22 protein-coding genes are annotated in these 23,856 nt (G+C 64.3%); 15 read left to right on the top strand and 7 right to left on the bottom strand.

The features are described from left to right. Positions 1-66: 66 nt before the first annotated feature. Complete coding sequence (gene purD / locus BTM36_RS19080; RefSeq protein WP_077237521.1) at positions 67-1,335, bottom strand: phosphoribosylamine--glycine ligase; 1,269 nt, start codon at positions 1,333-1,335, stop codon at positions 67-69. Between the two features lie 51 nt (positions 1,336-1,386). Continuing rightward, positions 1,387-2,112 carry a YebC/PmpR family DNA-binding transcriptional regulator gene (locus tag BTM36_RS19075; protein ID WP_006464674.1) on the bottom strand — a complete coding sequence of 242 codons (726 nt, stop codon included), beginning with the start codon at positions 2,110-2,112 and terminating at the stop codon, positions 1,387-1,389. 231 nt (positions 2,113-2,343) lie between these two features. Here BTM36_RS19075 and BTM36_RS19070 point away from each other — a divergent pair, with 231 nt between their 5' ends. From BTM36_RS19070 to BTM36_RS19050, 6 genes are all read left to right on the top strand, one after another. Continuing rightward, positions 2,344-4,011: a helicase HerA-like C-terminal domain-containing protein gene (locus BTM36_RS19070; protein ID WP_077237520.1), complete on the top strand. Its 1,668-nt coding sequence runs from the start codon at positions 2,344-2,346 to the stop codon at positions 4,009-4,011. A gap of 58 nt (positions 4,012-4,069) precedes the next feature. Beyond that, complete coding sequence (locus BTM36_RS19065) at positions 4,070-4,984, top strand: DMT family transporter (RefSeq protein WP_006464676.1); 915 nt, start codon at positions 4,070-4,072, stop codon at positions 4,982-4,984. Between the two features lie 70 nt (positions 4,985-5,054). Further along, positions 5,055-6,029 carry a quinone oxidoreductase gene (locus BTM36_RS19060; RefSeq protein WP_006464677.1) on the top strand — a complete coding sequence of 325 codons (975 nt, stop codon included), beginning with the start codon at positions 5,055-5,057 and terminating at the stop codon, positions 6,027-6,029. Between the two features lie 28 nt (positions 6,030-6,057). Beyond that, positions 6,058-6,228, top strand: a complete 171-nt coding sequence (locus BTM36_RS28395; RefSeq protein WP_168189801.1) for a hypothetical protein — start codon at positions 6,058-6,060, stop codon at positions 6,226-6,228. Positions 6,229-6,395: 167 nt separating this feature from the next. Further along, on the top strand, positions 6,396-7,628 hold the full coding sequence (locus tag BTM36_RS19055; protein WP_077237519.1) for an ABC transporter substrate-binding protein: 1,233 nt from the start codon (positions 6,396-6,398) through the stop codon (positions 7,626-7,628). A gap of 90 nt (positions 7,629-7,718) precedes the next feature. Then, positions 7,719-8,657, top strand: coding sequence for a DMT family transporter (locus BTM36_RS19050; protein ID WP_006464680.1), 939 nt, complete (start codon positions 7,719-7,721; stop codon positions 8,655-8,657). On the opposite strand, the gene BTM36_RS19045 is transcribed toward BTM36_RS19050, so the two are convergent. Further along, positions 8,654-9,307 carry a DUF4136 domain-containing protein gene (locus BTM36_RS19045; protein WP_006464681.1) on the bottom strand — a complete coding sequence of 218 codons (654 nt, stop codon included), beginning with the start codon at positions 9,305-9,307 and terminating at the stop codon, positions 8,654-8,656. The two genes, BTM36_RS19050 and BTM36_RS19045, sit on opposite strands and share 4 nt — an antisense overlap. A 420-nt stretch (positions 9,308-9,727) precedes the next feature. Here BTM36_RS19045 and pepN point away from each other — a divergent pair, with 420 nt between their 5' ends. Both pepN and BTM36_RS19035 read left to right on the top strand, forming a co-directional pair. Continuing rightward, the gene (gene pepN, locus BTM36_RS19040) at positions 9,728-12,424 is read left to right on the top strand and encodes an aminopeptidase N (RefSeq protein ID WP_077237518.1); all 2,697 of its coding nucleotides are present in this window, start codon (positions 9,728-9,730) and stop codon (positions 12,422-12,424) included. Positions 12,425-12,501: 77 nt separating this feature from the next. Further along, a complete protein-coding gene (locus tag BTM36_RS19035) occupies positions 12,502-13,503 on the top strand; it encodes a class 1 fructose-bisphosphatase (RefSeq protein ID WP_077237517.1) in 1,002 nt (333 codons plus the stop codon). 26 nt (positions 13,504-13,529) lie between these two features. Here BTM36_RS19035 and BTM36_RS19030 read toward each other — a convergent pair whose 3' ends face one another. The 3 genes from BTM36_RS19030 to BTM36_RS19020 all read right to left on the bottom strand — a co-directional run bounded on the left by BTM36_RS19030 (position 13,530) and on the right by BTM36_RS19020 (position 16,642). After that, positions 13,530-15,110, bottom strand: coding sequence for a sensor domain-containing diguanylate cyclase (locus tag BTM36_RS19030; protein ID WP_077237516.1), 1,581 nt, complete (start codon positions 15,108-15,110; stop codon positions 13,530-13,532). A 111-nt stretch (positions 15,111-15,221) separates the two neighbouring features. Beyond that, positions 15,222-16,133: an EamA family transporter RarD gene (gene rarD / locus BTM36_RS19025; protein WP_077237515.1), complete on the bottom strand. Its 912-nt coding sequence runs from the start codon at positions 16,131-16,133 to the stop codon at positions 15,222-15,224. Positions 16,134-16,315: 182 nt separating this feature from the next. Then, positions 16,316-16,642, bottom strand: a complete 327-nt coding sequence (locus tag BTM36_RS19020; protein ID WP_077237514.1) for a hypothetical protein — start codon at positions 16,640-16,642, stop codon at positions 16,316-16,318. 630 nt (positions 16,643-17,272) lie between these two features. Between BTM36_RS19020 and BTM36_RS19015 the strand changes: the two genes are divergently transcribed. From BTM36_RS19015 to BTM36_RS19005, 3 genes are all read left to right on the top strand, one after another. Further along, positions 17,273-18,082: an ABC transporter substrate-binding protein gene (locus BTM36_RS19015; protein ID WP_077237513.1), complete on the top strand. Its 810-nt coding sequence runs from the start codon at positions 17,273-17,275 to the stop codon at positions 18,080-18,082. A gap of 240 nt (positions 18,083-18,322) precedes the next feature. Next, on the top strand, positions 18,323-19,846 hold the full coding sequence (locus BTM36_RS19010) for a methyl-accepting chemotaxis protein (RefSeq protein ID WP_006464688.1): 1,524 nt from the start codon (positions 18,323-18,325) through the stop codon (positions 19,844-19,846). A gap of 4 nt (positions 19,847-19,850) precedes the next feature. Then, positions 19,851-20,231 carry a helix-turn-helix domain-containing protein gene (locus BTM36_RS19005; RefSeq protein WP_077237512.1) on the top strand — a complete coding sequence of 127 codons (381 nt, stop codon included), beginning with the start codon at positions 19,851-19,853 and terminating at the stop codon, positions 20,229-20,231. A gap of 169 nt (positions 20,232-20,400) precedes the next feature. On the opposite strand, the gene BTM36_RS19000 is transcribed toward BTM36_RS19005, so the two are convergent. Further along, positions 20,401-20,649, bottom strand: a complete 249-nt coding sequence (locus BTM36_RS19000; protein WP_006464690.1) for a DUF3297 family protein — start codon at positions 20,647-20,649, stop codon at positions 20,401-20,403. A 259-nt stretch (positions 20,650-20,908) separates the two neighbouring features. Here BTM36_RS19000 and BTM36_RS18995 point away from each other — a divergent pair, with 259 nt between their 5' ends. The 4 genes from BTM36_RS18995 (at position 20,909) to BTM36_RS18985 (ending at position 23,835) form a co-directional block, all read left to right on the top strand. Continuing rightward, a complete protein-coding gene (locus BTM36_RS18995; protein ID WP_254427038.1) occupies positions 20,909-22,291 on the top strand; it encodes an iron-containing redox enzyme family protein in 1,383 nt (460 codons plus the stop codon). A 256-nt stretch (positions 22,292-22,547) separates the two neighbouring features. Beyond that, on the top strand, positions 22,548-22,670 hold the full coding sequence (locus BTM36_RS29285; RefSeq protein ID WP_255411918.1) for a hypothetical protein: 123 nt from the start codon (positions 22,548-22,550) through the stop codon (positions 22,668-22,670). A 236-nt stretch (positions 22,671-22,906) separates the two neighbouring features. Beyond that, positions 22,907-23,065: a hypothetical protein gene (locus BTM36_RS28390; RefSeq protein WP_166758255.1), complete on the top strand. Its 159-nt coding sequence runs from the start codon at positions 22,907-22,909 to the stop codon at positions 23,063-23,065. Between the two features lie 101 nt (positions 23,066-23,166). Continuing rightward, a complete protein-coding gene (locus BTM36_RS18985; protein WP_077237509.1) occupies positions 23,167-23,835 on the top strand; it encodes an SOS response-associated peptidase in 669 nt (222 codons plus the stop codon). Positions 23,836-23,856: the final 21 nt, after the last annotated feature.

Genomic DNA, 23,856 nt, shown 5'->3' with positions numbered 1-23,856 from the left:
ATAAAGCGACTGTCCCCCGCAACACACCGGGCGTTGCGGGGGACAGTGGGTCGTACGGTGTTCGGCTTAGCGCTTCAGGGCGCGCCAGCCGATGTCGCGGCGCATCTGCGAGCCGGCGAAGTGGATCAGGTCGGCGGCGTCGTAGGCGTGCTTCTGCGCGACTTTCACGCTGTCACCCAGGCCCACCACGCACAGCACGCGGCCGCCCGAGGTGGTCAGCTTGTCGCCGGTCAGGGTGGTGCCGGCGTGGAAGGTCACGCAATCGACGGTTTCGGCCGGGATGTCGGTGATCAGGTCGCCACGGCGCGGTTCTTCCGGATAACCGTGGGCGGCCATCACCACGCCCAGCGCGGTGCGGCGATCCCATTCCAGCTCGACCTTGTCCAGCGTGCCGGTCACAGCGTGTTCGAACACCGTCAGCAGATCGGTCTTCAGGCGTGCCATGATGGGCTGGGTTTCAGGGTCGCCCATGCGGCAGTTGAATTCCAGCGTCTTGGGGTTGCCTTCGGCGTCGATCATCAGGCCGGCATACAGGAAGCCGGAGAAGGGGATGCCATCCTTGGCCATGCCCTGCACGGTCGGCACGATGATTTCGCGCATCACGCGGGCATGCAGCGCCGGAGTCACGATGGGCGCGGGGGAGTAGGCACCCATGCCGCCGGTATTGGGACCCTGGTCGTTGTCCTGCAGGCGCTTGTGGTCCTGGCTGGTGGCCAGCGGCAGGATGTTCTTGCCGTCCACCATGACGATGAAGGAAGCCTCTTCGCCGGCCAGGAATTCCTCGATCACCACGCGTGCACCGGCATCGCCCAGCTTGTTGTCGGAGAGCATCATGTCCACCGCCGAATGCGCCTCTTCCAGCGTCATGGCGACCACCACGCCCTTGCCGGCGGCCAGGCCGTCAGCCTTGATGACGATGGGGGCGCCCTTGGCGGCGATGTAGTCATGCGCGGCCGCCACGTCCGAGAAGGTCTGGTACTCGGCAGTGGGAATGGCATGGCGCTGCATGAAGGCCTTGGCGAAGTCCTTGGAGCTTTCCAGTTGCGCCGCTTCCTTGGTGGGGCCGAAGATCTTCAGGCCACGGGCGCGGAAGACGTTGACGATGCCGGCCGCCAGCGGGCCTTCCGGGCCGACCACGGTCAGCGCCACGTGTTCCTGCTCGACGAAGTCGGCCAGGGCCACCGGATCGGTGATGGCGATGTTCTGCAGGCGCTCGTCGAGTGCGGTGCCACCGTTGCCGGGAGCGACGTAGACCGTCTGGATGCGCGGCGACTTGGCGATGGCCCAGGCCAGCGCATGTTCACGGCCACCGGAGCCAACAACTAGGATTTTCATGGGATAGGGAGGTAAAAGTGGCGAATGGGCAAAATGGGCAAAAGCGGAGAATTATTCTTCGATCACGGCGTTGGTATAGAGCTCCTGGGTGTCGTCCAGGTTCTCCAGCGCATCCAGCAGTTTCTGCATCCTGACGCCGTCTTCGCCTGCGAACACGGTTTCGGTGGCAGGCTTCATGGTGATCTCGGCGACTTCGGCCTTGAAGCCGGCAGCTTCCATGGCGGCCTTGACGGCGGCGAAGTCGTTGGGCGCGGTCAGCACTTCGATGCCGCCTTCCTCGTCGGTGACCACATCTTCGGCGCCGGCTTCCAGGGCCGCTTCCATGATGGCGTTCTCGTCAGTGCCGGGGGCGTACATCAGCTGGCCGCAGTGCTTGAAGAGGAAGGCCACCGAGCCTTCGGTCCCCATGTTGCCGCCGAACTTGGAGAAGGCGTGGCGTACTTCGGCCACGGTGCGCACGCGGTTGTCGGTCATGCAATCGACGATGATGGCCGCGCCGTTGATGCCGTAGCCCTCATAGCGCACTTCCTCGTAGTTCACGCCGTCCAGGGCGCCGGTGCCGCGCTGGATGGCACGGGTCACGTTGTCCTTGGGCATGTTGGCGTCGGAGGCGCGGTCCACCGCCAGGCGCAGGCGCGGGTTGGCGTCCGGGTCGCCGCCACCCATGCGGGCAGCCACGGTGATTTCCTTGATCAGGCGGGTCCAGATACGACCACGCCTTTCGTCCTGACGGCCTTTACGGTGCTGAATATTGGCCCATTTGCTGTGTCCAGCCATGTTGAATCTTCCTGCAAGATGGTGAGGGCAGAACCGTCCCTGTGCGGTAATCCGTGATGATCGGCAGGCGCTGCGGCAGGGCCGGCAGGCGCGGACGACGGATCGGCGCGGACGGGGACAAGGTTCGGACAGGACCGATAATGCTTTCCTGCCGCCATGTTCTGACTATAATCGGGCGGGCATTTTACCATACCGCCACCCTGTGATTTTTGCCTTCGAAGCCGAGTTGACATGATTAATCCCCTTCCCATTGCCACCCATTCCGGCGGGCAACTGTGCCTGTTGCCGCAACTGGCCAATCGCCACGGCTGCATCACCGGCGCCACCGGCACCGGCAAGACGGTGACCCTGCAGGTGCTGGCCCAGGCGCTGTCCGATATCGGCGTGCCGGTGTTCATGGCCGACGTCAAGGGTGACCTGTCCGGCCTGGGCAAGGCCGGCAGTGCTTCGCCCAAGACCACCGCGCGCCTGGCCCAGCTGGGCCTGCCCGAGCCGGCCTGGGCCGCGGCCCCGGTCGCCTTCTGGGATGTCTACGGCGAAAAGGGCCATCCGGTACGCGCCACCATCTCCGACATGGGGCCGCTGATGCTGGCCCGCATGCTCAACCTGAACGATACCCAGCAGGGCGTGCTGCAACTGGTGTTCAAGATCGCCGACGACCATGGCCTGCTGCTGCTCGACACCAAGGACCTGCGCGCCATGCTGCAGCATGTGGGCGAGAACGCCGCTCAGTTCAAGACCGAATACGGCAACATCTCGGCCGCCAGCGTGGGTGCCATCCAGCGCGGCCTGATCGCCATCGACGAGCAGGGCGGCGACCAGTTCTTCGGTGAACCGATGCTCAATATCGAGGACTGGATGCAGACCGACGCCCAGGGGCGCGGCATCATCAACATCCTGGCTGCAGACCGGCTCATGAACGCGCCGCGCCTGTATTCCACCTTCCTGCTGTGGATGCTCTCGGAGCTGTTCGAACACCTGCCCGAAGTGGGTGACCTGGACAAGCCCAAGATGGCCTTCTTCTTCGACGAAGCCCACCTGCTCTTCGACGAAGCCCCCAAGCCACTGCTGCAGAAGATCGAACAGGTGGTGCGCCTGATCCGCTCCAAGGGCGTGGGCGTCTATTTCGTCACCCAGAACCCGCTGGACATTCCCGACACCGTGCTGGGCCAGCTCGGCAACCGCGTACAGCACGCCCTGCGCGCCTATACCCCGCGCGACCAGAAGGCCGTCACGGCGGCGGCCGAGACCTTCCGTCCCAATCCCATGCTCAATACCGCCAAGGCCATCACCGAGCTGGGCGTGGGCGAGGCGCTGGTGTCCTTCCTCGATGAAAAGGGCCGGCCCAACGTGGTCGAGCGCGGCTATGTGCTGACCCCGGCCTCGCAGATCGGCCCGGTCACCGATGACGAGCGCCGGGCGCTGATCGCGTCGTCGCTGGTGGCCGGCGTCTATGAACAGGTGATCGACCGCGAATCGGCCTATGAGCGCCTCAAGGGCCGCGCCGTGCAGCAACCGCAAGCCGCCCCGCAAGCTTCGCCCCAAACAGCCCCTGCTCCAGCCGCGCCGGTGGATGACAACGCCTGGGGGGCGTCAGCCGGCCGCAGCGCGCCATCGCCGACGACGTCGTCGCGTCCCGCCGGGGGAGCCCGCATGTCGCCCCGCCAGCCACAGCCGCAGCCACAGCAGCAACCGGCCCCGCAACAGAACGACGGCGGCGGCCTGGGCGATCTGTTGAAGGATGCCGCCGGCGGCATCTTCGGTAATGGCGGTGGCGGCAATCGCCGCAGCGATTCGCCCCTGCAGGCGATGGTCAAGTCGGCCGCCCGCAGCATCGGTTCGCAGGTCGGTCGCGAACTCATTCGCGGCGTACTGGGTTCGCTGATGAAGAAGCGCTGATGCGCTCGCGCCCGACCGTCCCCGGCGGAGGGCGGGCGCAGGCATTACAATCGCGGCCATGACAGCCGCCACCTCCCACTCCACGCCGCGCCAGGTTTTCCTGGGCGGCCTCCTGCTCGCCATCGTCGGCGCCATCTTCTTTTCCGCCAAGGCCATCGTGGCCAAGCTGATGTACCGCTACCAGGTCGATGCGGTCATGGTGATCACGCTGCGCATGCTCTTTTCCTTCCCCATGTTCGCCGTCGTGGCGATCTGGAAGGCCCGCACCCAGCCGCCGCTGGCGCGGGCCGACTACCTGCGCATCGTGGTGCTGGGGCTGATGGGCTATTACCTGTCGAGCTTCCTCGACTTCCTCGGCCTGCAATATATCTCGGCCGGGCTGGAACGGCTGATCCTGTTCCTCACGCCGTCCTTCGTGATGCTGATCGCCTTTTTCTTCTTCAAGCGCAAGGTCGGCTGGATCGAATGGGCGGCCTTGCTGGTGTCCTACTTCGGTACCGTGCTGGTGTTGCAGCACGACCTGCACACCGGTGGCAGCGACGTCCTCCTCGGCAGCGCCCTGGTACTGGGCTCGGCCTTCAGCTATTCGATCTACCTGATTTCCTCCGGCGAACTGGTGCGCCGGGTTGGCGCGATGCGGCTGGTGGCCTATGCCATGTGCGTCTCCAGCGTGGCCTGCGTGATCCAGTTCTTCGTGCTGCGGGCACCGGCCGAGCTGTTCACGCAGGTAGCCCCGGTGTACCAGCTTTCACTTTTCAATGCGGTGTTCTGCACTGTATTGCCGGTATTCCTGACCATGGTGGCGGTGGCCCGCATCGGCGCGCCCACGGCGGCGCAGGCCGGCCTGGTCGGGCCGGTGTCCACGCTCTTCATGGGCGCGGCGCTGCTGGACGAACCCATCACCGGCATCCAGCTGGTCGGCACCGCGCTGGTGCTGGCCGGCATGTGGCTGCTGTCGCGCAAGAAGCGCTAAGGCGTTCTATACTGCCCCACCGGAACTGAATTTCCAGACAGTCCGCTCACCGCAAATCAAGGAGACCCAGATGGCAAAAGCAATCCGCATGAGCAAGACCGGCGGCCCCGAGGTGATGGAATACGTGGACGTCGAAGTCGGCCAGCCCGGGCCGGGCGAGGTCCGCATCCGTCACGCCGCCGTCGGCCTGAACTTCATCGATTGCTATTTCCGCTCCGGTCTCTATCCGCAACCGCTGCCTGCCGGTCTGGGCCAGGAGGGCGCCGGCACCATCGAAGAACTGGGCGCCGGCGTGACCGGCTTCCAGGTTGGTGACCGGGTGGCCTATGCCGGGCGCCCCAACGGTGCCTATGCCGAAGAGCGCGTGATGCCGGCCGATATCCTGGTCAAGCTGCCCGACGCGATCAGCTTCGACACGGCTGCGGCCATGATGCTGCAGGGCATGACCGTGCAATACCTGCTGCGCCAGACCTATGCGCTGCAACCGGGCGACACCATCCTGTTCCATGCCGCCGCCGGTGGCATCGGCCTGATCGCCTGCCAGTGGGCCCGTGCGCTGGGCGTGAACCTGATCGGTACCGTCAGCAGCGAGGAGAAGGCGGCCCTGGCCAGGCAGCACGGCGCGGCCCACGTGATCAACTACAAGACCGAGAACTTCGTCGAACGCGTCAAGGACATCACTGGCGGGCGTGGCGTGCAGGTGGTGTATGACTCCATCGGCAAGGACACTTTCATCGGCTCCCTGGATTGCCTGCGACCACGCGGCATGATGGTCAGTTTCGGCAATGCCTCCGGTCCGGTGGCGCCGTTCGGGGTATCCGAACTCGCCTCGCGTGGCTCGCTGTTCCTGACCCGGCCTTCGCTGGGCAACTACACCTCCACCCGCGCCGAACTGGACGCCACCGCCGGCGACCTGTTCGACATGGTCCAGAGCAACAAGATCAGCATCGAGATCAACCAGCGCTACGCCTTGAAGGACGTGGCCCAGGCGCATGCCGACCTGGAGGGGCGCAAGACCACCGGCTCCACCATCCTGATCCCCTGATCCGCCATCTCACCGACCAGGAGCCGCCATGGACCAGCCTCGCAACGATCCCGGCAGCCGTAATCCCATGGATCATCCGCCCGAGCAGGAAAGCGGCGCCGACGGCTCGCCCAAGTTCGGGCGGCTGTTGGCGGTGCTGATCTGCGCGGTACTGCTGATCGTCGTCATCACCTTCGCGAGCGAAGCCTACTTTTCATAGCGAACTCGAAATTCTTCGGTGTGAATCTCGCAAGATATCCATAAATCACATCAACAATGCGCCGATAGCGCATTTCTTCCCGTCTTGATCGTCAAATGCAGCCTCTGCGCCTGCGCGAATATTCGCGTCGGCGCCGTCAGGGGCGAACATTTTGACGGGAGTGGGAGATGGGATGGAAATGGCACCGGGGCCGCTATAGCGGCGCACCCGGTTATCCGTGGCGGATCTGGGGCCTGGTCCTGTTGCTGTGCGCAGGTGCGGTGGCAGCTGCGCCGGGCAATATGGGCAGCAGCGGCAGCGCAATCACCCGGACCAGCGCACACGGGGTCCCCGGGGTCAGCCAGACCGAGATCATCCTCGGCCAGTCGGCGCCGTTTTCCGGTCCGGCCGGCGAGCTTGGACGGGATTTCCAGGAGGGGGCGCAAAGCTACTTTGCCCGGGTCAATGCGCGTGGCGGCGTCTACGGCCGTCGCGTCAGGCTGCTGAGCCTGGACGATCGCTACGAACCCGAGCGGGCACTGGCCAATACCCAGCAACTGATCTGGCGCGACAAGGTGTTCGCCCTGTTCGGCTACTCCGGCACGCCCACGGTACTGGCGGCATTGCCGGTCATCCGCGAGGCCGGCATTCCCCTGTTTGCACCGCTGTCGGGCTCGTCTGCGCTGCGCCAGCCCTTCAATCGCCTGCTCTTCCACATCCGTGCCAGCTACGTCCAGGAGACCGAATTCCTGCTGCGCCAGCTGAAGAGCACCGGTCGCCGCCGTGTGGCGGTGTTCTACCAGAACGACGAACTCGGCAAGGGCCTGCTGGATATCCTGCGCCAGCGTGTGCCGCTCTACGGCCTCACGCTGGTGGGCAGCGCCGGTATCGAACGCAACAGTGATGCTGTGGCTGCGGCGGCTGCCGAGCTGGCCCGGGCGCGGCCCGACGTGGTGATCCAGGTGGTGTCCTACCAGCCAGCGGCGGCCATGATCAACCGCATGCGCGCTGGTGGTTACCTGGGCGGGTTCTCGCACTATTCCTTCGTCGGTAGCACCTCCCTGTCGGCGCGCCTGAAAAACGCCGGCGTCGGCGCCGAGGTCACCCAGGTCGTGCCCTTTCCCAACAAGGCCCGCCTGCGCATCGTCTACGAATACCAGCGCGCCATGGCCCATACCCCCGGGGTCGACTGCAACTTTACCGGTCTGGAAGGCTACATCGCCGCCCGCGCCCTGGTGGAAGGCCTGCGCCGCGCCGGCCGCGATCTCACCCGCGAAGGCCTGATCCGGGCCCTGGAGAGCATCACCCCGGCCAACTACGAGGGCGGCGGCTTCAGCCTGCATTTCACGCCGACCGACCACAGCGGTTCGGATTTCGTCGACCTGACCGCCATCGGCGCGGGCGGACGCTTCATCAACTAGCCGCCCCGGCCCACAGGGCCTGGGCGGGTTTGCGCTACACTGCAGCCTTCGGCCGATCCGGCCTTCCTCCATCCGCCTCAAGGATTTGCCGTGACTGCTAGCCGCTATGCCACGCTTGCCGCTGCTCCGTATTCGGGCGTGGCGCTGATCGCCGCCTGCTCGGCCGGCTTCCTGTGGGGGACCGGCGCGCTGGTGGTCAATATCCTGATCGCCCGCTACGGCTTTGCCCCGGGCGATATCTCCTTCTGGCGCTTCGCCGTCGGCGCGATCTTCCTGTGCCTGATCTTCGGCACCCGCATCCACCTGCCCACCTTGCGTACGCTGCTCGTGCCGGTGGTGCTGGCCGGCGCCACCATGGCTGGTTACGTGCTTTGCTGGTTCCTCGGCATCGAACGCATCGGCGCGGCGATTCCGACCTTGATCGCGCTCTGCCTGCCGCCGGTCTTTTCCACCCTGATCGCGCTGGCGCGCGGGCAGGAGCGGCTGGACCTGTCACTGGCGGTGATCCTGACCGCCGCCCTGGGCGGCACCGTGCTGATCGTCGCCCGTCATGGCGGGATGGGGGAGGCCGGTCAGGCTGACCTCATCATCGGCCTGCTGTGCTCGGTGGCCTCGGCGTTGCTCTATACCGGCTTCACGCTGGTCAGCGGGCGCCTCTCATCAGCCCTGGGCGCAGGGCAGGCGGCCACCTGCCTGACCGTGGTGGCCGCGCTGGTGATGGGCCTGACGACCCTCGCGCGCCCCCTGCAATGGCCGTCCGGCATTCCGCCGCAGGCCTGGTTCCTCTATCTGGGCGTGGTCACGGCGGCGCTTGCCCTGCTGGTCTTCAGCTGGGGCGCGGCGCGCCTCACACCCACTGCCTTGACGGTGGCCACCCTGATCGAACCGCTGACCGCGGTCGTGCTCTCCGCGCTGCTGCTGGGTGAACGACTGGGCGCCAGCCAGTGGGCCGGCGGCGTGCTGCTGTTGTTGAGCATCTGGGGACTGGGGCGGAGGCTGTCGCGTCCCACCCCATCAGAGCAAACCTAGTCGACCGGCTGCCCGTCCTTGTCCACCTTGATGCGGATGCGGCGCGTCACGCCACTCGGGCCGGGGAAGTCCTCAAAGGCCGAGCGCACCATGTAGGGCATGGCCGCCGCCAGTCCGGCGCGATTGCCTTCGCTGTCTACCACCACGTCGAACAGTTTCTTGCCGTCGGCCACATTGCTGATGCCGATCTGCAGCCGCCTCAGGAAGACCGGGTAGCTGGTGGTCTGCATGGGGCCGCCATACCAGAACGGATCATAGAATGGACCGTAGGGGCCATAGAAACCGAACGGCCGTGGCCCGAAGCGTCCCCAGCCCGGTGCCGGGCCGTAGAAGAAGGGATCGTAGGCCGGCCGGCTGACCACCACCTGCTCGGTATTGATGCCGTAGCTGAAGCTGACGTTGAGCTGGGCCTGTTTCGGCTGGGCCGCTTCGGTAAAGCCCAGGAACTGCAGTTCCTGGCGGATCAGGCCGGCGTAGTTCTGGTATTCCAGGTCGTTTTCCTGCGCCGGGGTGGGGGCGAAGGCATAGGCCTTGTCGTTGTCGGCCGGGGACCAGGCGTGGAAGGAGGTGACATTGCTCTCGATCACCGAGGCGCAACCGGACAGCAGCAGACCCGCCGCCGCGATGAAGGGGTAAAGCCAGCGTTTCATGAAGATGCTCCAGTGGAAAAGGCCAGGCGCCGGGCGGATGGCTGGGCTCTCTGCGGACGCCAGGTCAATGACCAGGGCCGCCAGGAAGCAGTAGGACAAGGGGCCGGGACTTTCTATCCCGGGCGCACCGTCCGGCCGCTTCCTGCGCAGTGCTGCCCCATCCTGGGGCGTGCGCCACGGTCGCTATTGTAGTGCCGCCGTGCTGCCGTGGCGAACCATGGCGGTCGGCGGTGGTCTTTCACCGGACGCGTCCCCGATTCCCGGCTGGTTTTTCAGCCCGTTTTCAGGCCGATAGCATCCGCGTGATGCGGGATGATTGGTAAAATCGGGTTTTTGCTGCACCTGATTTAGATTGCGACTGTCGTCGCCTTCATCTCACCTCATCTCCATTATCCCCATTTCCACTCTGGACAGGCCTCCATGCGCACCGATACGCCTCAGACGATCTACCGTAAAGATTACGCCGCTCCCAACTATCTGGCCGACACCGTCGAGATGGGCTTCGACCTCGATCCCGCCGACACCCGCGTGGCCACCCGTATCACGATGACCCGCAACCCGGCCGCCAAGGGCCGCGACCTCGTGCTCTTCGGCGAGGAACTGGAACTGGTGGCCCTGCGCCTGAACGGCAAGACGCTCTCGCAAGACAAGGGTGATTTCCGCATTGCCGCCGGCGTGCTGACCATCCCCGCCGCGCCGGCCAGCGTGGAACTGGAAATCGAGACCCTGATCCACCCGGACCGCAACACCTCGCTCATGGGCCTGTATGTGTCCAATGGCAATTTCTTCACCCAGTGCGAAGCCGAGGGCTTCCGCAAGATCACCTATTTCCCCGACCGTCCGGATGTGATGGCCCGGTTCACCGTCATGCTGCGCGCCGACAAGGCCCGCTACCCGGTGCTGCTGTCCAACGGCAACCTGATCGAAGAGGGCGCGCTGCCCGATGGCCGTCACTACGCCAAGTGGGAAGACCCGTTCAAGAAGCCGTCCTATCTCTTCGCCCTGGTGGCCGGCCAGCTGGTCTGCCAGGAAGAAACCGTCCGCCTGCATTCCGGCCGTGACGCGCTGCTGCAGGTGTGGGTGGAAGAGGGCAACCTGGACAAGACCCAGCACGCCATGGATTCGCTCAAGAACAGCATCGACTGGGACGTCGAACGCTTCGGCCTGGACCTGGACCTGGAGCGCTTCATGATCGTCGCGGTGGGCGACTTCAACATGGGCGCCATGGAAAACAAGGGCTTGAACATCTTCAACACCAAGTTCGTGCTGGCCAACCCGCGCATCGCCACCGATGTGGATTTCGCCAACATCGAAGCCGTGGTCGGCCACGAATACTTCCACAACTGGACCGGCAACCGCGTCACCTGCCGAGACTGGTTCCAGCTCTCGCTGAAGGAAGGCCTGACCGTCTTCCGCGACCAGGAATTCTCGGCCGACATGATCGGCAGCGACAGCGGCCGCGCCGTCAAGCGCATCGACGACGTGCGCGTCCTGCGCCAGGCGCAGTTCCCGGAAGACGCCGGCCCCATGGCGCATCCGGTGCGCCCCGACTCCTACGTGGAAATCAACAATTTCTACACCGTCACCGTCTATGAAAAGGGCGCCGAAGTGGTGCGCATGTACCAGACCCTGCTGGGCCGCGAGGGCTTCCGCAAGGGCATGGACCTGTACTTCGAACGGCATGACGGCCAGGCCGTGACCTGCGACGATTTCCGCGCCGCCATGGCTGACGCCAATGGTCGCGACCTCTCCCAGTTCGAGCGCTGGTACAGCCAGGCCGGTACGCCGCTGCTGCAAGCCGCCGCCGACTACGATGCCAAGCGCAAGACCCTGACGCTGACCCTGGAGCAAAGCTGCCCGGCCACGCCCGGCCAGAAGAAGAAACAGCCCTTCCACATCCCCGTGGCCGTCGGCCTGCTGGACGCCCAGGGCCGCGACCTGGCACTGACCCTGGAGGGGGAAAAGAAAACCGGTGCCACCACCCGCGTACTGGAACTGACCAAGGCCAAGCAAAGCTTCCGCTTCATCAATGTCGACCAGAAGCCGGTGCCTTCGCTGCTGCGCGGCTTCTCCGCACCGGTGGTGCTGCAGTTCGACTATAGCGATGCCGAGCTGGCCTTCCTGATGGCCCACGACAGCGACGCCTTCAACCGCTGGGAAGCCGGCCAGCGCCTGGCCACCCGGCGCCTGCTGAACCTCACCGTGGCCGTGCAGGCGGCACGCCAGTCCGGTCATGTGGTGGCGGTCGACACCGTGCTCAACAACCTGCAACATGATGGCGCCCTGGCCGATGCCCTGCGCGCCACCCTGCAGGACGAATCGCTGGACCCGGCCTTCCGCGAACTGGTACTGACCCTGCCGTCGGAGACCATGATCGCCGAGCAGATGGAAGTCATCGACCCGCACGCCATCCACGTGGCGCGCCAGTTCCTGCGCCGCTCGCTGGCGCGCGAACTGCGCGACGAGCTGCTGGCCGTCTACCGCAGCCACCAGACACCCGGTGCCTACAGCCCGGATGCCGCTTCTGCCGGACGTCGCGCCCTCAAGAACGTGGCCCTGTCCTACCTGGCCGAACTGGATGACGAAGAGGCCATGGCCCTGGCCCGCCAACAGGACGAGGATGCCAACAACATGACCGACCGCCTGGCCGCGCTGTCGGCCATCCTCAACAGCGCCGCGCCCGGCAAGAGCGAGGCACTGCAGCGCTTCTATACCGAGTTCGAGCAGGAAGCCCTGGTCATCGACAAGTGGTTCACGCTGCAGGCCACGGCCCGCAATGCCGACGTCAACACCGTGCGCACCCTGACCGAACACCCGGCCTTCACCCTGAAGAACCCCAATCGCGCCCGCAGCCTGATCTTCAGCTTCTGCAACGGCAATCCGTCCGCCTTCCATGCACTGGATGGCAACGGCTACGCCTTCTGGGCCGAGCAGGTCATCGCCCTCAATGGCAGCAATCCGCAGGTCGCAGCGCGCCTGGCGCGCAGCCTGGACCGCTGGCGCAAGTACACCCCGGCGCTGCAGGAAAAGATGCGTCTGGCCCTGCAGCAGGTGGCAGGCACGCCGAAGCTGTCGCGCGACGTGGCCGAAGTGATCACCAAGGCGCTGGCCGATTGATCACCGGAAAAGATGATTCGACGATCTTTTATTTCCCTCATTCATAAATCATAAAACCACCCACAAGGAAGACCATCATGAAACGCATCAGCCTCACGCAACACCTGATCGAGCAGCAGCGCCTGCACAACAAGATTCCGTCCGAACTGCGCCTGTTGATCGAAGTCGTCGGTCGCGCCTGCAAGTCGATCTCGCATGCCGTCGGCAAGGGTGCGCTGGGCGAAGTGCTGGGCAGCGCCGGCAGCGAAAACGTGCAGGGCGAAGTGCAGAAGAAGCTGGATGTGATTTCCAATGAAATCCTGCTGGAAGCCAATGAGTGGGGCGGTCACCTGGCGGCCATGGCCTCCGAGGAAATGGAGACCATCCACCGCATCCCCAACCGCTACCCCAAGGGCGAATACCTGTTGATGTTCGATCCGCTGGACGGCTCCTCCAACATCGACGTCAACGTCTCCATCGGCACCATCTTCTCCGTGCTGAAGGCACCCGACGGCATGACCGAGCCGAGCGAGCAGGACTTCATGCAACCCGGCACCAGACAGGTCGCTGCCGGCTACGCCGTATATGGCCCGCAGACCGTGCTGGTACTGACCACCGGCGACGGCGTGCACTGCTTCACGCTGGACCGCGAAATGGGCGCCTGGGTACTGACCCAGAAGGACATCCGCATCCCCGAGGACACCAAGGAATTTGCCATCAACGCCTCCAACGAGCGTCACTGGTTCCCGCCGGTCAAGCGCTACGTGGATGAAATGCTGGCCGGCACCACCGGTCCGCGCGGCAAGGATTTCAACATGCGCTGGATCGCCTCCATGGTGGCCGACGTGCATCGCATCCTCAATCGCGGCGGCATCTTCATGTACCCGGCCGACGCCCGCGAACCCGGCAAGCCGGGCAAGCTGCGTCTGATGTACGAAGCCAATCCGATGGCCTTCATCGTCGAACAGGCCGGCGGTGCCGCCACCGATGGTCAACAGCGCATCATGGATATCCAGCCGGAAAAGCTGCACCAGCGCGTAGCGGTGTTCCTGGGTTCCAAGAACGAAGTCGACCGCGTCACCTCCTACCACCAGCAGTAAGTACTGATGCTGGCCCCCGGCCAGCCTCAGTCAGCTGATACGGGGGCTGGCGCAGGCATACCCGCCTGCGCCATGCGTACCTGATTGCGGCCACGGCGCTTGGCTTCGTAGAGCGCGGCATCGGCCCGCCCCAGCAGTTCTTCCACCGAGCGCGAAGCGCCCTCCAGCAGATCCAGCGCGCACACACCGGCGCTGACCGTCACCACGCCTACCGGATTGCCACGATGCCCCAGGTCCAGCGCCTGGATGCCGGCGCGTATCTTCTCGGCCACCACCACGGCGCCCTCGGCATCGGTCTCGGGCAGGAGCATCACCATTTCCTCGCCACCATAGCGCGCCGCCAGATCCCCCGGGCGGCGCTGGCGCTCCTTCAGGACCAGGGCGATGCGACGCAGGCATTCATCGCCGGCCTGGTGGCCATACAGGTCGTTGTACTGCTTGAAGAAGTCGACATCGATCATCACCAGCGACAGGGCCGCGCCGCTGCGCGTGGCACGCCGGAATTCGGCATCCAGCACCATGTCCAGATGGCGCCGGTTGGCCAGGGTGGTCAGGCCATCCTGGTGCGCCAGCAACTCCAGCTGCTTGTTGGCCTGGCGCAGTTCGCCCATGGCCTGCAGGGCACGGTCCTCGGCGGCCAGGCGTAGCTCGATCTGGCCGATCAGGCGCCAGCCGAACATGGCAATGATCAACAGCAGCAGCGACACGGCCGCCCCATAGACAATGGTTTGCTGGCGCCAGTCGGCCAAGGCTTCGTCGCGCGCGATGGTGACTGTCACCACCAGCGGGAATGCCTGCACCGATTGGTAGGACAGGTAGCGATAGGTGTCGTCCAGCGGCGAGAGGATTTCCGCGTGACCACTGGCCGGGCCGCTGAGCAACTGACGGATGCTGGTATCTGCCGTGATGTCGCGGCCAATGTAGTCGGCCTCGAAGGGCTGGCGCGTGAGTACCGTGCCCGGACGCAGCACCAGCAGGATGGAACTGCTCTTGCCGATATCCACCGTCTGGTACAGCGCGTTGAAGTGGTCCACCCGCAGGGTCGCCAGCAATACGCCGGCAAAGCTGCCGTCGGGGTGGTTCAGCCGGCGCGACATGGGAATGATCCAGTTGCCGGTACTGCGGCTGACCAGGGTCGCACTGATGTGGGGTTCGCTGTCCTCGTGGTCGCGATGGTAGATGAAGTAGGCGCGGTCGGCATTGTTGGCATCGGCCGGCCGTGGTGTGGATGAACTGGCCATGCGGTTGCCGGCGGCATCGTAGATGTACAGCCCGTCCAGCTGCGGCATTTCCTTGGACAGCTGGCGCAGCAGGGGGGACATGCCACGGGTGTGGGCGGGGTCCACGCCGGTTTCGTAGATGCGGTCGCTGATGTTGATCAGGGAGCCATGGGTCGCCTGGAACACGTCATAGGCATGACGCGCCAGCGCCTTGGCGATATTGCCGGAATAGATGCGGGTGTTTTCCACCTGGGCCAGACGGGCGCTCAAGCTTTGCCAGGTATGGCCGGCGGCGATGGCAATGCAGATCAGGATCACGAAAAGTCGCGCCCGGCGCGCCACCGAATGGCGCGCAACCCGTCCCGCCTTTGCCAATATGGGCCGCATGTAAAGTCTCTCCCCTCCCGGCGGCACTTTCCCCGCGCAGGGGAGGCCGTTTTGACCAGTATAAGGAGAAGGCGGGCGGCACCGCGTCACGATCAGTCCACGAAAACGCCCTCAATTCAACGGCTGGGACGGCAGCGCCGGCCGCCGCATCAGCCGCACGCTGTGCAAGGCCGTCAGCAGTACCGACAGCCAGATTGGGCCATAGGTCCCAAGCTGTGAGAGGTGCAGCGATTCACCCAGCACCGCCATGGCCACCAGCACCAGCAGCACCGGTTCCACATAGCCCAGGATGCCGAACAGCCCCATCGGCAGCAGTTTTCCGGCGCGCAGGTAGCTGGTCAGGGCGATCATGCTGATCACGCCCAGTCCCGGGATCAGCAGCCACATGGACGGGGTCCGCACGGTGGCCGCCAGCGAGGCGCTCATGAGCACGGCGACCAGGGAAGGCAGCGCCAGCACCATCAGCTCCACCGCAAAGATCAGCAGGGAGTCCAGCCTGATGCGCCGACGCAGGATGAAGTAGGGCGGATAGCCGAGCGCCACGGCCAGCGTCGGCCAGGAAAAGGCGCGTGTCATCCACAGTTCGTGTGCAACGCCGATGCATGCGCACAGCACCGCCAGGCGCTGCAGCAGGTTCATTTTCTCGCCGTAGTAGAAGCGTCCCACCAATACCATCGACAGCGGCAGCAGGAAGTAGCCGAGCGAGACCTCCAGCGCCCGCCCGTTCACCGACGCCCACAGGAACAGCCATTGCTGCAGGGCCAGCAAGGCCGCCATCGCCAGTGTCACCAGGCAGGTGCCGGGACGCCCCAGCAACTGCGCCACCGCCGCCTGCAGCCGCGGCAGCTCGCCGCGCCAGGCCAGCAGGCCGATCACGGTCAAGAGGGTGCCGAGGATGCGCCAGGCAAAGATGTCGGTGCCGTCCAGCGGGGCCAGCAGGCGGGTATAACCGGAGAGGAAGGCGAACAGCGCGGACGCCAGCACGGACAAGCCGATGCCACGGCCGATTTCTTGAGGATTCATTGCAAGACCAGAGGACGGCCCGCGCCAGGGAAAGGTGCCGGCAAAAGCGCGATTCTACGGCATGCCGTGGCGCTGCGCGGGTCTCACAATGAAAAGCCCCGGCCGAGGCCGGGGCGATGGTGCGGTGGTCGCCGGTATAGCCTTGGCTAACCGAAGACGTTCAGGCTTTGCTCAGTCAGCAATCAGGCGCCCGGCGAGGTGCCCATGGGGCCGTCCTTCAGTTCGCGGGCATAGTTGTTGGGACGACCATTGGGGACCTCATACCCCTTGGGATCCACATATTGGCCGTTCTGGCCGCTTTCCTGCATGCCAGCCGGCGAGCCGGTTGGTTGACCCTGGTAGTTGTAGTACTGCGGCGACGAAGAGGACGAGGACGATGGCGACGCATCGTATTGCTGCTGCTGCGTACCCTGCATGCCGCTGCCACCCTGGTCATAGGATTGGGCGTAAGCGCCAGTGGCGAAAGTGGCGGCGGCCAGCACGGCGGCGGTGAGGAAAGTCTTGGTCATGGCTGTTCTCCTTTATCCTTGATTGATCATTGCTTGCTGCCCGTGGGCAAGTGTTGCAGTGTTGCGCCAGGTGATGCCAGGTTGCACGGGCAGGCAGTCCGGAAGAATCGTTTTCCCCGAGGCCGTTGGCGTTTGTGGAAAACTTGGCTTCATCATAGGAAGCCGTGGCCGCGCCAACAGTCGGAAAGCCCAGCATGTTGTTGTCAGACGTTTCTCGCGTGTCCGACAGTCGTGGCGGGTCAGGATGCGCATGTCGGTCAAGGGAAAAAGCCGGCAGGAAAGCACGACTCCTGAAGCTCATCAAGCGCAATCCTTGCAGGGTAGCGGAGCCTGGCCCCCTGGTGCCGCGCGTGCAATGAACAGAGGAGGCCGGAATGAATGTCAGCGCACAGGCTGACAGGACCGGGACGATTCGTTACAAAACGTATCCATGCCCGGATCTGGTGCGCCCTGATGGGTCTGCAAGCTCCCTCAGGCGACAAAGACGGCTGTCGCAAAATCATCGCCGTACTGACTTCCTTGATCAAATTCATGCCGACGCCTGCTGCAATCGGGTTATGCTGACCTGATCACACCAGCTAATGACGCCACTACGGGGGACGTCATGATGATGCAAGGAAGGGGGACAGCATGCATAGATTCCTGCCAGCGATGTTGCTGGCGACCATGGCCTTCACGATCCTGCCGCTGTCGGTGCAGGCCGCCGAATGCACGAAGGTCGTCATCTCTGCCGATTCGGATTACGCACCTTTGCATTGGTACGACGGCAAGCGCCTGACCGGCGCCAGCATCGAGATCGCCACCCGCGCACTCAGTGCGCTGAACATTCCCTATGAGGTCCGCTATGTCGGGCCTTTTCACCGAGTCCTCAAGGCGGCCGAAAGCGGTGAAGTCGCCTTGGTCTCTTCCCTCAAGAACACGCCCGAACGCCAGCAATACCTTGCCTATGCCTCGGTGCCGCTGTTCCGCAACCCGATCGCCGTGTTCGTGGCACGCAACAATCGCTTCCCCTTCAGCGGCTGGAAGGACCTGATCGGCAAGCGCGGGGCCATTACGCTAGGCAACCAGTTCGGTGGCGGCTTCGACGAATTCATGCGCGACAACCTCATCATCGAGACCGCGCAGAAGGTCTACATGAATTTCAGCAAGCTCGATTCGGGCCGTATCGACTATCTCATCACCGGTTACTACAGCGGCATGATCTACCTGAACCAGACCGGCCAGTCCGAGAACTTCATGCCGCTGCGCCCCTTCGTCAGCGAGACCGACAATTACATCGCCATGAGCAAGGCCAGCCCCTGCGTGAAATACCTGCCACGCATCAACGCGCAACTGGAGGCAATGCAAAAGCGCGGCGAATTGCGCGCCGTCCTGCAGAGCTTCGAGACTGACTTGCGCATCGATCCGGCCAATCAGGACGAGCCACCACGGCCGCGATAGACCAGCACCCGGTGCCGGCGCGGGAAATCCCGGTTTGAAGCCGGAAAGCGGCTTTGTTCCGCCCAAGGCCACCGTTGCTGCCGGGTTACATTGTCATCAGCGCGGACGCTGCCGTCCCCGGCAGGGGGGCGCGACGCCCACATCCACATCAATACTCACACGCGAACCTCGCCACAGAACGAGGCCGTGCGGGCTTGCCATTTGTTCATGAATCCAAGAATCCAAGAGACGGAGAGGCCCTTGAAGCTGCGTACCAAAATCATCTGGCTGTGTGCCACCACCCTGATCGGCATCCTGGTGATCGCCGCGGTCTCGCTGACCACGCTCAGGCGCACCATGATGGAAGAACGCGAGGCGCAGCTGTCCTTGCTGGTGACCCTGGCCAAGGCTGCGGCCGAAAAGGCGCAGGCCCAGGAACAGGCCGGCAAGCTGACCCGCGAGCAGGCCCAGGCCCAGGCCAAGATGGTCATCGGCAGTTTTGCCAAGGAGCAGAACTACTACTTCGTACGTGGCTACAGCGACGACTTCAACTACGTGCACCCCAATCCCAAGCGGGTGGGCATCCAGGACAAGACCGCCAAGGAAGATGGCGACCGCTACCGCGCCGCCCTGCAGGGTAAGGAAATCGGCCTGCTCATCGCCGAAGGCACGCGTCCCAATACCACCGAGAAGGTGCAGAAGCTGTATGCGGTGACCCGCTTCGCGCCGTGGGACTGGACCATCGGCTTCGGCGCCTACATCGATGACATCAACCAGGCCTTCTATCGCAATGCCCTGGTCCTGCTGTTGCTGGGGGCGGTACTGATGGGGGCCATTGCCACCATGGCCGCCTTCATCCTGCGTTCCATCCTGCGCCAACTGGGCGGCGAGCCTGCTCGGGCGGTGGAGATCGTGGAACAGATCGCACAGGGCGACCTGTCCACCGCCGTGGCGCTGAAGGCCAACGACCGCCACAGCCTGCTGCATTCCATTGAAACCATGCGGCGCAGCCTCTCGGGTATCGTCCAGGGCGTGCGTCAGGGGACGGACACCATCACCACCGCTTCCGGCGAAATCGCCGCCGGCAATCTGGACCTGTCGTCGCGTACCGAGCAGCAAGCCAGCGCGCTGGAGGAGACCGCCTCCTCAATGGAAGAACTCACTTCCATCGTGCGCCAGAATGCAGACAATGCCAGCCAGGCCAACCAGCTGGCCATCACCGCCTCCGGTGTGGCGGCCGATGGCGGCAAGGTGATCGAGCAGGTGGTGGGCACCATGGCCGACATCAACAGCGCCTCCACCAAGATTGCCGACATCATCGGCGTGATCGACGGCATTGCCTTCCAGACCAACATCCTGGCCCTGAACGCCGCGGTGGAAGCGGCACGGGCCGGCGAGCAGGGGCGCGGGTTTGCCGTGGTGGCATCGGAAGTGCGCAACCTCGCCCAGCGCAGCGCCCAGGCCGCCAAGGAAATCAAGGGCCTGATCGAGGATTCGGTCGGCAAGGTGGACAACGGTTCGCATCTGGTCGAGCAGGCCGGCCGCACCATGCAGGAAATCGTCACCAGCGTGCGCCACGTGGCCGACGTGGTGGCCGAGATCAGTGCCGCCAGCCGCGAGCAGAGTGCCGGCATCGAGGAAGTCAACCGCGCCATCACGCAGATGGACCAGGTGACCCAACAGAATGCCGCGCTGGTGGAGGAGGCCGCAGCTGCGGCGGCCTCCATGCAGGACCAGGCGGCCCAGCTGGCGCAACTGGTGACGGTGTTCCGTCTGCCGGGTTGAGTCGGTGGGTTCCCGTCCTTTCGCCGCTGGCAGCTCCGGCGCACCGGCCTATCGCCAGCTTTCACCCGAGCAGGTGCAGCAGGTGCTGGACTATATCGATGCCAACCTGCAGCGCAATATCACCGTGTCCACCCTGGCGGCGATGTGCCATCTTTCATCCAGTTGCTTCAGCCGGGTCTTCAAGGCCAGCACCGGCTACACACTTTGCCAGTGGATGATGCGCCAGCGATTGCTGCGCGCGCAGGTGTTGCTGGCGGAGCCGGGTCGCACGGTGGTGGATGTGGCCATCGCCGTGGGTTTTCATGACCAGAGCCATTTCCTGCGCCAGTTCAAGCGCATCACGGGAACGACGGTGCAGGAGTGGCGCCAGCGGCCGGTGACATGACGTCGCCTGTTTCCCGGATCGCCAGATTGACAAATCGACGGAATCGATGCGCGGGCATTGATTGATCTGTAGCAGAGATTAATCTTGTGGGGCGCGTAGCCAGCAAAAAGGCCCGCAGTTCATTGCGGGCCTTTGTGTTGTTGAGCTGGAATGGCTGTGATCGGCAATATCAACGATAGAAGGGTTCGACCCGCCCCTTGAGCTTGGACATCATCGGATTGCCCTTGCGATCCAGTGCGCGGCCGGCGGGAATCTTGACCCAGCCTTCGCTGATGCAATATTCGCTGACGTTGTTCAATTCCTTGTCGTTGAGCTTGATGCCGATGTCGTGCTCGAAGATGGCGGCATCGTAATGCGGGCTGCGGGGATCGACGCTGAGGCGGTCGGGGAGGGCGGGGCGTTGTGCGGTATCGTTCATGGACGCGATTATCGGATATAAAAACGGGCAAGACAATTATTTCATATCCGCAAGCAGGCCTGTATTGCCGTCGTGCCAAGCCTTGTTCTTGCACCTTCCAGTCCCAGGTCTTCCTTCCCACTGACGGAGCTCGCTGCGCAGGCGTGACGTCGTCCTACTATCCGCAGGGCATTTTCCGACAGCAAGGCTGGCCGCTCGCCGATAGCGCGGCCGCCGCTGGCATCGCATCCTTGAGACCTCTGATCTTGCGCGAGGATGTATGCGATCTACCGTCGAGGAAATGCAGGCCGCCGAATCGGCCGCCCGGGCCTACCGTCCACACGCCGATGAGCTTGTGCCCAGTCTGCTGCATGGCAAGCTGCTGGCGCCCGCTCCCGATGCAGACGCGCTGGCGTCAGCCCGTCAATATCTGGAGCAGCAATTGCGGGCCGCCGAAGCGCTGCCCTGTGATCTCCCGGAAGATGCCCACGCGCTGGCCGGGTGGATGGAGCGGCGTGCAGCTGATGTCGGCCAGGCTTATGCCGCCTATCTTCAGGAGCGTCAGGCCGGGGCGCCGCGTCGCTTTTTCAGCGGCAAGGCACATGCGCTCAATTTTCTGCGCCGCGTGGCCCCGACCAAGCTGGTCGATGGTGCCTGGCTCTACAGCGCCCTGGAACGCTGGCGCGACCCGCTGTTCCGCCCGTTGATCCTGACCTATCTCGAAGAGCTGGGTGATGGCGACCCTGCCATGAACCACGTTAGCCTGTACCGCAGCCTGCTGGCCGCCCATGGCGGCGAACCGGCGCTGCCCCTGTCCGAACCTCATTACGTGCAGGGCGCGCTCCAGCTGGCGCTGGCCTACCACGGCGGGCAATACGAAGCGGAGATGTTCGGCTTCAACCTGGGCTATGAACAGTTGCCCCTGCATCTGCTCATTACCGCCTACGAGCTCAACGAACTGGGGATTGATCCCTACTATTTCACCCTGCACGTCACCATCGACAATGCTGCCAGCGGACATGCACGCAAGGCCGCGGACGCCGTGGCCCAGGCGGCAACACAGGCAGCCGATCCGCAACAGTTCATGCAGGGCGTGCGGCGGGGCTACCTGCTCAACGACCTGGGCCTGAGCACGATGGATGTGATCAATTCCTTCGACCTTGAGCAGGAGGTGGTGAGCGTGATGCAGGACAAGGCGCAGTTCGGCCGGATGATGCATTCCGATTACTGCCGCATCGGTGGCAAGACCGTCAACCAATGGCTGGAACAGCCAGACGGGATGGCACGTTTCCTGGAGGAATTGACCAAGGCCAGATGGATAATCCGGGCGGCGCCGGCAGAGGAAAGCCGCTTCTGGCGACTCATCGATGCCCCGGGCGGGCAGATGTTCGGTGTCTTCGACGACTACGAAAAGCAAACCATCCGTGAATGGATAGAAAAAGGCTGGAGTGACGCCAAGCGCCAGCCCAGTTATCGCGCGCTGGCACGCGGGCGCCAGGTGGAGTCGATGGCGCCGCAGGGCGGGCCACGCGCCGTCATTGACTCAACCCGGCAGCTCGATGCGCTGGTGGAGCAGATGTCGCCTGGCCGCCATCACTTCGTGCCAGGTCTGGAAGCGACACGGCGCTTCAGTGCCCTCTACCGGACGGCATGTGTGGCATGACGGTGTGGCAGGAAAGCGTGGATGGCAGGCGCAATTCCCGTCGGGCGGGAGGGTCGTCCTCAAGGAAACGGACGGGCATCGCCCCGGCTCGGCTATGGCTCGGCTATAATTGCCGGCCTTGATCCGCTCAAGTCAGGTTGTCAGCGTTCCCACGCGGCAACGGCCACAGCGGACCATGCCTGATCGCCGCGCCGCAAGTCGCGGCCTACCCCACATATGTCATTGGATCGGCCCCGCGCCGGTCGTAGGAGAAATCATGAACATCCGTTCCAGAAAACGCCTGGTCTATCGTCGCCACCGCATCGGCATGCTCATTGCCGCCATTGAAGCCCTGATGGCGCTGGAAGAAGCCACGCTGGAAGCCAAGAAGGCAGCATAAGCGGTTCAAATGCGCCCGGAAAAGACCGGTCCGAGAGGCCGGTTTTTTCTTGCCTGGCCGGATATCCCAGCCTGATGTCAATTGAAACAATCGCGTGAACTCCTGACATCGATGTGTAACTGCGTCGCCTCAAGATACACCCATGCCGAAACGCAAACGCAAGCCCGGATGCGTATCGGCAGCAAAGCCCCACATTGACGACCCGTCACTACATTGACATTGAATTGGAGAACATCATGCGCATCTTCAGCACCCTCTTCACCGGCCTGATCCTGACCCTGGTTGCCACCGCTGCCCGCGCCGACAGCATCTTCACCGGTGCCATGGACTACGAGTCGCCGCTGCCCATGATCCTGCACGTCGGCGGACGCCTGATCGGCCGGCTCTTCAGCTGAGGCAATGGGTGGCGCCATGGCCGGCCGCGTGCCGGCCCACGCCCCCGGACCTGGTCTGCTATGGCACAATCAGCCGCCTTCAGCGTGAGAAACCACCCCGCATGTGCGTCAACTACAAGCCCACTCCCAAATCCGAGATCACCACCCTGACCGGGGCCGATACCAGCGCTACCCCGGACTGGCCCGACGAGACCTGGCAGGACTATGCCGCGCCGGTGGTGCGTGCCGGCCTGGAAGGGGAGCCCGAACTCATCGTCGGCACCTACGGCATGATGCCCCGGCGCAAGTTGCAACCCGGTCTGCAGATATCGACCATGAATGCCCGTGCCGAAACCATCGGCGAGAAGCGCAGCTATGCCGGCCCCTGGCGCCAGGGCCATACCTGCCTGTTGCCGATGCAATGCTTCTATGAACCGAACTATGAATCCGGCCGCGCCCAGCGCTGGGCCATCGGCATGGCCGACGACCAACCGTTCTGCGTGGCCGGCCTCTGGCGCGCCTGGGAAGAGGCCGAGGGCGGCTATGCTTTTTCGTTTACGCAGATCACCATCAACGCTGACCAGCATCCGTTGATGAAGCGTTTTCACAAGCCTGGAGAGGAAAAGCGCAACCTGGTCATCATCCCGCGCGCGCTCTACCGGCAATGGCTCAATGCCGGCACGCCCGAGCGCGCAGCGGCGATGCTGCTGAACTATCCGGCCACGCAGATGAAGGCGTGGCCCGCGCCCAAGGCGCAGGCCGGCGGGCAGCAGAGCGGCTTCCTGTTCTGAGGGATCCGCACTGCTGCCCAG

It is taken from the genome of Herbaspirillum sp. VT-16-41 (genome assembly GCF_001994935.1).
Taxonomy (GTDB): domain Bacteria; phylum Pseudomonadota; class Gammaproteobacteria; order Burkholderiales; family Burkholderiaceae_D; genus Herbaspirillum; species Herbaspirillum frisingense.
This window is presented reverse-complemented; position numbering and strand designations above follow the sequence as displayed.